The organism is Nonomuraea sp. NPDC049784 (genome assembly GCF_040659615.1).
In the GTDB taxonomy this organism is placed as follows: Bacteria; Actinomycetota; Actinomycetes; order Streptosporangiales; family Streptosporangiaceae; genus Nonomuraea.
The window spans coordinates 1-9,123 of the sequence record NZ_JBFAMX010000417.1 but is presented as its reverse complement, the minus strand read 5'-3'; the positions used below and the strand labels follow the sequence as shown (position 1 = coordinate 9,123).

9 protein-coding genes and 1 pseudogene are annotated in these 9,123 nt (G+C 70.6%); 3 read left to right on the top strand and 7 right to left on the bottom strand.

The genetic code is table 11. The annotated features are described in order from the left end of the window. The 4 genes from AB0J09_RS45785 to AB0J09_RS45770 form a co-directional block, all read right to left on the bottom strand. The coding region (locus AB0J09_RS45785; protein WP_360705954.1) for a hypothetical protein at positions 1-667 on the bottom strand (667 nt) is incomplete at its 3' end. Between the two features lie 58 nt (positions 668-725). After that, a complete protein-coding gene (locus AB0J09_RS45780) occupies positions 726-1,730 on the bottom strand; it encodes an acetamidase/formamidase family protein (protein WP_360705952.1) in 1,005 nt (334 codons plus the stop codon). Beyond that, positions 1,727-3,094 carry an APC family permease gene (locus AB0J09_RS45775; RefSeq protein ID WP_360705948.1) on the bottom strand — a complete coding sequence of 456 codons (1,368 nt, stop codon included), beginning with the start codon at positions 3,092-3,094 and terminating at the stop codon, positions 1,727-1,729. Before AB0J09_RS45775 ends, AB0J09_RS45780 begins: the two co-directional genes overlap by 4 nt. Positions 3,095-3,147: 53 nt before the next feature. Beyond that, positions 3,148-4,227, bottom strand: a complete 1,080-nt coding sequence (locus tag AB0J09_RS45770) for a substrate-binding domain-containing protein (protein WP_360705946.1) — start codon at positions 4,225-4,227, stop codon at positions 3,148-3,150. A 49-nt stretch (positions 4,228-4,276) separates the two neighbouring features. Between AB0J09_RS45770 and AB0J09_RS45765 the strand changes: the two genes are divergently transcribed. After that, on the top strand, positions 4,277-4,723 hold the full coding sequence (locus tag AB0J09_RS45765) for a MarR family transcriptional regulator (RefSeq protein WP_360705943.1): 447 nt from the start codon (positions 4,277-4,279) through the stop codon (positions 4,721-4,723). A 46-nt stretch (positions 4,724-4,769) separates the two neighbouring features. Here the strand turns inward: AB0J09_RS45765 and AB0J09_RS45760 are convergent, their stop codons facing one another. Both AB0J09_RS45760 and AB0J09_RS45755 read right to left on the bottom strand, forming a co-directional pair. Next, complete coding sequence (locus AB0J09_RS45760) at positions 4,770-5,249, bottom strand: cupin domain-containing protein (protein WP_360705940.1); 480 nt, start codon at positions 5,247-5,249, stop codon at positions 4,770-4,772. Between the two features lie 383 nt (positions 5,250-5,632). After that, positions 5,633-6,259, bottom strand: coding sequence for a helix-turn-helix domain-containing protein (locus AB0J09_RS45755; protein ID WP_360705937.1), 627 nt, complete (start codon positions 6,257-6,259; stop codon positions 5,633-5,635). A 79-nt stretch (positions 6,260-6,338) separates the two neighbouring features. On the opposite strand from AB0J09_RS45755, the gene AB0J09_RS45750 reads away from it, so the two are divergent. Then, a complete protein-coding gene (locus AB0J09_RS45750; protein WP_360705934.1) occupies positions 6,339-7,334 on the top strand; it encodes an MBL fold metallo-hydrolase in 996 nt (331 codons plus the stop codon). Here AB0J09_RS45750 and AB0J09_RS45745 read toward each other — a convergent pair. After that, positions 7,331-8,563, bottom strand: a complete 1,233-nt coding sequence (locus AB0J09_RS45745; RefSeq protein WP_360705932.1) for a Glu/Leu/Phe/Val dehydrogenase — start codon at positions 8,561-8,563, stop codon at positions 7,331-7,333. The genes AB0J09_RS45750 and AB0J09_RS45745 overlap by 4 nt on opposite strands. A 244-nt stretch (positions 8,564-8,807) precedes the next feature. On the opposite strand from AB0J09_RS45745, the pseudogene AB0J09_RS45740 reads away from it, so the two are divergent. After that, positions 8,808-9,123, top strand: a pseudogene (locus AB0J09_RS45740) (alkaline phosphatase family protein); the annotation flags it as partial.

The window sequence follows — 9,123 nt, the reverse complement described above, 5'->3', positions numbered from 1 at the left end:
CGGGCCCGCCGCTGCCCCCGGCGGCGGCGTGGCAGTTGTGCGTGACCATCAGCCCCGGCCCCTCGGAGAGCGCCTCGGCCGTGTCGCCCACACACCGGTACATCTGCTCGCCCGAATAGCCCTTGCCCGCCGGGTAGCCGAGCAGCTCGAGCCCGCGCAGCGCCGTGCCCCTGCCGGTGGTCAGAGGCCGCAGCCCCCGCCCGGTCACGTCCTCCAGCGGGCGCTTGCGGCGCGCCACGCCGACCAGGCCGATGTCGTACGGCAGCAGATCCGGCGAGTACGGCTCGCGGCGCCACTTGTCCGGCACCCACGTGCGCACGGCCGGCCAGATCCCCATGCGCGGCCGCTGGTCGTAGCCCGGCAGGAAGGCCAGCTGCTGGATCGCCCGCCCGTGCTGGTACAGGCAGTGCGCCGCGGTCAGCACCAGGCTGCGGCTGCGCGAGTTGATCACCGCGGCGCCGCACACCACGTTCGTCCGCGTCGCGGGGTCGTGGCCGAGCAGCATCCCGGTGAGCCGGCGCGCCCCCGTGTAGGGGCGCGGAACCGGCGCGTAACCCAGGCGATCGCCGTCGGGGGTCAGTATTCGGGGAACGGGGACGTTACGTTGCGACACCTCGGTGACGGCGGTTGGATCGAGCAGGACCAGAGACAGCACCAACCTGAGCACCCTTCCACCTTAGAGCGAAGATGATCAGTGCTCTGACCTGCAAGATTAAGCTTTACCTTTAACTTGTGTACTGGAAACCCAGCGCGCGCAGCCGAGCGTGCGCCGACTCGTAGACGTCCGTCTGGCCGAGATACGCCTTGGGCAGTTTCGCGACCATCGTGTAGTTGGTGTCGCACACGTTCCCGACCGGCGCCTGCCCGGCCTGGCTGACGAGCTGGTAGGCGTCCAGCGTGTCCAGCCCGGTCAGCTCCGACGTCCAGGTGACCAGGTCGTGCTGGCTGATCCGGTACGCGTCCTCCAGCGGCCTGGCCGATCCCGTGGACATCAGATGCAGATCGTCCTCCAGTCGCGGCCACGGCGTCGCCACACCCTTGATCAGCTCGACCGCGACCACGGTGTTCATGGCCGACTCCACCGCGGTGCCGCAGACCTCGCCGTGCCCCTGCAACCCGTGGCCGTCGCCGATCGAGAACATCCCGCCCTCGACGTTCACCCCCAGATAGACGGTGACGCCCGCGCGCAGCTCCGGGGTGTCCATGTTGCCGCCGTGCGCGTCCGGGGTGATGGTCATGCGGGCCTCGTTCGCGGCGGGGGCCACGCCGACCGTGCCGTGCATCGGGTCGAGCGGCAGCGCCACGCTGAAGTCGCTGTTGCGGGCGTGGTAGACGGCCACACCCTTGCCGAGGTCGATGTCGTACCGCCAGACCCGCTCCTCCAGCGGTGGCTGCAGCATGGCCGTGGTGTGGGTGCCGGTCAGCGCGCCGAAGTGGGGGAACGTCGTGGACACCGCCCAGTCCCTGGCCGGTGTGATCTTGATGAAGTGCAGGGCCAGCGTGTCGCCCGGCTCGGCGCCCTCGACGTGGAAGGGGCCGGTGACCGGGTTGAGGTAGGGGAACTCACACACCTGCGACGGCAGGTCGTCCACGCTCCGCACCCGGCCGCCGAAGCAGTCCTCGGTGTACAGCTCCAGGATCGTGCCCGGCCGTACCTTGCCGACGGCCGGGCGCCCTCCGAAGGTGTAGCTCAGGTCTTCCGGCGAGGGGTGGTAGGAGACGACGTTCACTGGACCTCCGAGGGAAGTACGGGCCTGCGGCCGGTGGCGTACGAGATGCCGAGGACGATCAGGCCGATCGCCAGCCAGGTGCCGCCCACCCACTGGGCGTAGACGCTCTGGTTGAAGACGACGGCCACCAGGACGGCGAAGCCGATCACGGGCGCTATCAGATGCGCGAGCCAGTTCCGGCTGCGCCGCCGGAACACGTAGTACACGACCACGGCGACGTGCAGCAGCAGGAACGCGACCATGGCGCCGAAGTTGACCAGTGAGGTCAGCTCGCCGATGCCGTTCGCCCTGGTGCTCATGTAGACGCCGATGACCAGCGAGATGGCGGCCACCACCAGGGTCGCGTTGACCGGCACCTTGTGCCTGGGGTCCACTTTCGCGAGGAACGAGGGGAGCTGGCGGTCGCGGCCCATCGCGAACAGCAGGCGCGAGGTGGCCGCCTGCGCGACCAGCGAGTTGGCGAAGCCCCACGCGACGGCGGTGGCCACGGCGGTCAGCACCGACAGCCAGTGCCCGCCGGCGAACTCCGCGGTGGTGTAGAACGCACTGCCCAGCGGGTCGTCGTTCGCGATCAGTGCGTCGCGGCCGGGGGTGAGCAGCGCGGCGACCCACGTCTGCGCCACGAACAGCACGGCGGCCAGCGCCAGCGCGGCCACCATGGAGCGCCCGAGCCTGCGGGCGTACTCGCGGTTCTCCTCCGCCAGCGTGGAGATGCCGTCGAAGCCGAGGAACGACAGCACGGCCACCGAGGCGGCCGCCAGCACCACGCTCCAGCTGAACCCGGCGGACTCGAAGATCGGCGTCAAGGCGCCGGTCTGCGCCTTGCCCTGGGCGAGCGCGATGCCGCCGACCACCAGGAAGATCGCCAGCACCGCGAGTTCGGCCACCAGCATGATCCGGGTGATCCTGGCGGTCATCTGGATCCCGAGGAAGTTCACGACGGTGTTGAGCAGCACGAACGCGACCAGCCACGTCCAGACGGGGATCGCGGGCACGAACGAGTTCATGGCCACGCTGGCCACCAGGTAGAGCAGCGAGGGCACGAGCACGTAGTCGAGCAGGATCGCCCAGCCGGCGATGAACCCGACAGGGGCCGCGATGCCCCGCCCCGCATACGTGTAGACAGAGCCGGCCATCGGGAAGGCACGGGCCATCTGCGCGTACGACAGCGCCGTGAACGCCATCGCCACCAGGCCGATGACATACGCGAGCGCCACCATCCCGTGGGACACCGCGAAGACGTGGCCGAAGATGCCGAACGGCGCGATCGGCACCATGAAGATCAGGCCATAGATCATCAGATCGGCGAAGCCCAGGGAACGCTGGAGCTCCTGCCGGTAGCCGAACTGCTCGATTGTGCTCATGTACGGCTCCAAGCTGCTTGGGGGGCGATTCCGCACCTTAGAGCCAAAGCTTTCTAATGAAAAGGTTTCTCAAGCAAGAAACTTAGGCCGTCGGCCCTGCCGAGATGCACGCGCCGGCGCACCTGCCGGTCGAGCAGCGTGAGGGTCCCGCGGGCGCTGGTGATCGTGGTGCCGTCGGCGACCGCGTCGAGCGCGGGCACGGCCAGTGACTCCGCCCGCGCCGACAGGGCGGCCAGCATGGCGACGGCCTCATAGCAGCCGTGCCCGTGGGCGTTCAGCATCGGGGCGTCCTGGCCGAACCTGGCCGCGTACCTCTCGGCGAAGCCGAGGCTGGCATCGGTGGGCAGGTCGCGGAAGTAGCCCATGGACGCGTACAACTCGCCGGTGCCGTCGCCGCCGATGCCCAGCAGGCCGTGCTCCTCCAGCGCGCCGCACAGCCGCGCCGCGTCCAGGCCACCGGCGGCGTACGCCCGGTTGAACGCCACCAGATCGCTGCCGATCAGCGTCAGCAGGATCGCGTCCGGCTTGGCGTCGGCCACCTGGTCGAGCCGGCGCACGGCCTCGCCGTACCTGACGAAGCTCTCGCCCACCACGGTCGCGCCGAGGGCCCGCAGCCGCCGGCGGGCGCCGGCGTGCACCAGGCGCGGCCAGATGTAGTCGTTGCCCAGCAGGAACCAGCGGCGCGCCCCACGTGTGCCGGCCAGCCAGTCGATGCCCGGCGAGAGCTGCCTGCCGGGGGTCTCGCCGAGGAAGTAGACGCCCGGCGCGTGGCCGCCGCCCTCGTACGGCGGCGCGTACACGAACGGGACCCGCCCGGCGATCGCGGACACGATCTCAACCCGCACGTCGCTCGCGTGGGCGCCCACGACGGCCTGCACCGTCTCCGACCCGACCAGCTCGGCCACCTCGGCCGCCACCTGGCGCGCGGGCCTGCCGCCGTCGACGAGGACCAGCTCGACCGGCCTGCCCAGCACGCCGCTCCGGGCGTTGAGCTCCTCGGCGGCCAGCACGGCGCAGTTGATCGCGCACGGGCCCATCAGGCCGAGCACCCCCGACACGGGCACGACCAGGCCGATCCTGATCGACTCCGACGGTATGAGCCGCGCTTCGAGCGGATCGACGGTCGCCGCCACGCCGACGAGTATCCTCCCTTCAAGCTCCCCGACGAAAGGACCGATCTCGATGACCACCTCTGGGCTCGGGTCCTCACTCGCCTACCTCCTCAGTCGTGCGGAGCGCAGCGTCAACCGCGCCCTGGCCGCGGTGCTGGCCGGCGAGGACGTCACGGTCGAGCAGTGGCGCATCATGCGGGCGCTGGCCGACGGGCGGGGCGACTCGATGGGCGAGCTGGCCGAGGCGGTGCTGATGCCGCACCCGACGCTGACCAAGGCTGTCGACCGGCTGATCGACCGGGCGCTGGTCTACCGCGGGCCATCGAAGGGCGACCGGCGGCGGGTGGCGGTGTTCGTCTCGGACCGGGGGGCCGAGCTGCTCGAGCGGGTGGACGGGGCGGTGACCGAGCACCACGGGCTGATCGCGGTGGCGTTCGGGCACGAGCGCACGGAGCGGCTCATGCGTGACCTGGAGGGCCTGGTGGAGGCCCTCGACTACGCCGAGCTCAGGGTCTGACCCGGGGCAGGGCTCGCGGCATGCCCGGCCCCGCGGCCTTCGTCCTCTAGAGCCAGTAGGTGTCGTGGCGGATGAAGAACTCCGCCTTCTCCTCCTCGCTCTTGCCGGCCAGGTCGAGCAGCCCTTCGAAATAGCCCTCGCGCGGAGCGCCCGGGGCGAAGTGGAGCAGCATGGTGGCGGGCGCGCCCGACTCGTTGCGGAACGCGTGCACGCCGCCCGGCAGCACGTGCACCCAGTCGCCCGGCTCGGTCTCGATCCAGCGCGTGCCGTCGTAGATCCGCACGCTGCCCTCGAGGATGTAGAACGACTCCGAGATCGACTTGTGGAAGTGAGGGCTGGGCCCGGACGGCTTCGGCCCCATCACCCACCGGTAGAGCCCGAACTGGCCGTTCGTGGTGGCGCCGGTGGCCAGGTAGTGGACGGTGTTGCCGGTGGGGTAGGTCAGCTCGGGCTCGTGGCCGAACGGGCGGTAGGTCGCGCTGAGCTCCCCGGTGTCCCCGTGGTAACGCGGTTCGGGATATGTCATGAGATCATCTTGGCAACGATCCCCACCATGCCCGTCACCGGCTCCGTCGACGGCCCGCGCTTGACCGCTCACGATCGGTGGCATCGTCTCGCCGCACTCGGGCGCGCCGCCGCCGTGTCCTTCTGGGGAGGGGGCGGGCGCCCTCAACGCCCCTCCGGGGGACCTGGGTCACGGTCGGTGGAGTCGTGGCGCCGGGCTCGGGCGCGCCGCCGACGTGGGCTGGGGCACTTCCGGTGTGCCTCCCCCTTCCTCTCAAGGACCTCAGCCACGGTCGGTGGGATCCTCGCCGCAGTAGGGTGTGCCGCCGCCGTGGGCTGGAGTCCCTTGAGGGAGAGGCGTGTGGTGGGGTCGGCGGTGGGCGCCTCCGATGACCTCCCGCAGGCTCAGGGGGCGAGCGCCTTCGCGAACAGGGTGGCGTGGGCCGTGATGCGGGCGCGGGCCTGCGAGCGTTGGTCCTCCGTGGCGTCGCCGTGCAGCCAGAGCATGCGGGCGTGGGCGATCGGGGCCAGGAGGGCGTAGGCGAGGTCGTCGGGACCGCCCAGGTCCGTACGGATCCGCCCCACCGACTGCCACCCCGCGAACACCTCCGCCAGGCGGGCCAGCGCGTCCTCGATGCCCGCGTTCAGCGCGTCGTCGTGGATCAGGCCGTCACGTGAGACCAGGCTCATGACCTGCCTGGACTGCGGGGTGTCCCAGGCGGCCAGCACCCGGGCGGCGAACGATTCGACGAAGGCAGCCGGGTCCTCCGGGGCGTCGTCGAGTGCCAGGTTGGCCGCCTGGGGACCGGCCAGGGCCATGGCGGCGTCGTAGATCGCCTGCTTGCTGTCGAAGTGGGCGTACAGGACGCTCTCGCTCAGCCCGACCTCTCTCGCGATCGCCCTGATCGAGGTGCCCGCGTACCCCTTCTGTGCGAACAACCGCAGCGCGGCGTCCAGGAGCGCGGCTTTGGTGTCGCCCGCCTCGGCCTTGGAGGGGCGGCCCGGCCGGCGGCGGCTCGTGATGCTGCTCACGGGGACATCCAATCACTCTTGCAAAATAATCGATCGATCGATTAATTTAATGGCAGACGCAGACAGAGGGGAGCGGAAGATGTCCACTTCACGGATTCCTGAGCGGGAGATCGCCGAGCGGCCGGTGGGTTACGGCGGGCCGAACCTGTCGCCGGTGGGGCTGGAGTTGGTGCCGCACGCGTTCAGTGAGGGCGTGTACGCGCTGATGGCGAGCATCCCGCCGAAGGACAACAACGGGGTGGTGGCCGGGCGGGACGCGGCGCTGGTGGTCGACGCCGGGATAACTCCCGAAATTTCGGCAAAAATCCAGGGGCTCGCCGCCGACCTCACCGATCGGCCTCTCCGCTACCTGGTCAACACGACCTACCACGGCGACCACAGCTTCGGAAACGCCGCCTTCCCCGACGAGGTCGTCGTGGTCTCGTCGCGGGCGAACAGGGACAACATGGCCGACCTGGCGTACGAGAAGCAGACCAGGTCGGCCAACATGTACGGCGACACCGCCCTGCTCGACGCGGTCACCACGTGGCGCCGCCCCGACCTCGTGTTCGACTCGTACGCCGAGATCGACCTCGGCGGCCGCACGGTCCAGCTGCACCACTTCGGCCCGGGCAACGGCCCAGGCGACACGGTCGTGTACGTCCCCGACACCCGCACCGCCTGGACCGGCAACTTCCTCTGCCACGCGGGCACGGCCCACATGCTGCTCCAGGGCGGCCCGGAGCCGTACCTGGACTCCCTGCGCAAGATGCGCGAGGCACTGCCGGAGCTGGAGACCATCGTCCCCGGCCACGGCCCGATGGGCGACGGGCCGGCGGCCGTGGAGGCCCTCATCGGCTACCTGGAGCGCCTGCACGACGAGGTCCTGGCGAGCGTGGAGGCGGGCCGCTCCCTGGAGGAGACGTTCGCGGCCTGCACCGACCCGTGGGCCGGGGCACTGGACCCAGGCCTGTCAGCGGCCCTCACCCGCTACCGGGTGCCCCAGGAGCTCGCACAGCAGGGCATGCTCACCCTCTGCCGCGACCTCCACCGGCTCAACATCCTGGCCACCTACCGCCTCTATGAGGCGGCCTAGTGGCCGTCGGAGAGGACGCGGCTCACGGCCACGGCGTGCGCCGCCTCCCTGAGGGTCAGACCGCGGGCGGTGGCGAGCGACCTCACCTCGATGAACGCGTCATGCATGCGGTCATGGAGCCTGGCGTCGAACTCGGCGTGGTTCCACGAGCCGGCCTGGGCGTTCCGCACCCACTCCAGGTGCGACACGATCACGCCCCCCGCACCGGCCAGGATGTCGGGCACGACCGTGGCGCCGTTCGCGGCCAGGATCTCGTCGGCCTCCGGGGTCGTGGGGCCGTTGGCGGCCTCCACGATCAGGCGGGCGCGGACCCTGGGCGCGTTGGCCTCGGTGATCGCGCCTTCCAGCGCCGCCAGGACGAGGATGTCCACGTCCAGTTCCAGGAGGTCGTCGCGGTCCAGCGTGTCGGCGTCGCGGTAGCCGGACACGCCCCCGGACTCGGCGCTCCAGGCGCGCAGGCCGTCGACGTCGAGGCCGCCGCCCGCGTAGACCGCGCCGGAGGCGTCGGAGACGGCCACCACCTTGGCACCCGCCTCGGCGAGGTGGTGGGCGACACGTGCGCCCACCTTGCCGAAGCCCTGCACGGCCACGGTCAGCCCCATGGGTGAGCCGCCGAGCGCGGACAGCGTGGCGACCCGCGTGCCCCGCGCGGTCGCGTCCTCGAGCGTCATGATGCTCGCGCTGGGCGCCCAATAGCCGGAGTCGAGGCGGTAGGTGTCGCGGATCCAGGCCATGGTCCGCTCGTCGGTCCCGGCGTCGGGTACGGGGACCTCCTTCTCCGGGCCTGCCAGGGGCAGGATCTCGGCGGCGTAGCGGCGGGTCAGCCGCTCCAGTTCGCGGGCGGTCAGCCCGGCCGGGTCCACGGCCACGCCGCCCATGGCGCCGCCGTACGGGATGCCGGCCAGCGCGCACTTCCACGTCATCCACATCGCGAGTGCGGTGACCTCGTGGAGATCGGTGCCGGGATGAAAGCGGAGCCCGCCCTTGGCGGGGCCGCGCGAGACGTTGTGCTGGACGCGGAACCCCTGGACCACCTGCAGGCGGCCGTTCTCGCGCCGCACCGGGACCGCGACGGCCATGGAGCGGCGGGGCGTGGCCAGCATCGTGTGGGTCTCGTCGTCGAGCCCGAGGTGCTCGACGGCCTGGGCCAGCTGGTGGAGAGCGGAGTCGAGAGCCTGGCGGGCCGGGGTGATCAGGGCCGGCGTCTTTGACGGCACCATGATGCTCATGGAAGCGAGTCCTCCTGTTAGCTGCGCCCTATTTGCTGGGAAAGCGCCATTGCCTTCCACTTGTGGGCGCTATTGTCACGATCATCCTAGGGTGGGGCGTTTGACCTTGCCTAGTTGTTGGTGAAATCCCGGCCGCGGGGCCGAGGTGCTGTGGGCCGTGCCACTCTGGCAGGCTTGCGTCCCGAGAACGTGCCGAATCGTCGAAATCTCGGGGGGTGAGATGCCCGCACTCGTGATGGGGCCGATGCTGCGGTACGTAGACTCCGTCAGCGCCTCGATCTGGGTGGAGACCGGCGAGCCCTGCACGGTCACCATCGAGGCGGACGGCAGGTCTTACCGGTCGCCTACCTTCACCGTGCACGGTCACCACTACGCGATCGTGGATCTCGTTGAGCTGTCTCAGGATATCGGTTCGTATTCCGTGAGGCTCGACGGGGAGCAGGTATGGCCACTGGCGGGTCGCCCGCCGAGCCGGATCCGGCTGCTGCCCGCCGACGGGGCGCGCAAGCTGACGTTCGGCTCGTGCCGCGCCAGCGTGCCGCACGACGCGGCCCACGTCC

Bases quoted from the DNA above. Each gene is read 5' to 3' on its own strand.
- AB0J09_RS45750 (WP_360705934.1), top strand. From the start codon at position 6,339: ATGTCCACTTCACGGATTCCTGAGCGGGAGATCGCCGAGCGGCCGGTG.
- AB0J09_RS45760 (WP_360705940.1), bottom strand. From the start codon at position 5,249: ATGACATATCCCGAACCGCGTTACCACGGGGACACCGGGGAGCTCAGC.
- AB0J09_RS45765 (WP_360705943.1), top strand. From the start codon at position 4,277: ATGACCACCTCTGGGCTCGGGTCCTCACTCGCCTACCTCCTCAGTCGT.
- AB0J09_RS45775 (WP_360705948.1), bottom strand. From the start codon at position 3,094: ATGAGCACAATCGAGCAGTTCGGCTACCGGCAGGAGCTCCAGCGTTCC.
- AB0J09_RS45745 (WP_360705932.1), bottom strand. From the start codon at position 8,563: ATGAGCATCATGGTGCCGTCAAAGACGCCGGCCCTGATCACCCCGGCC.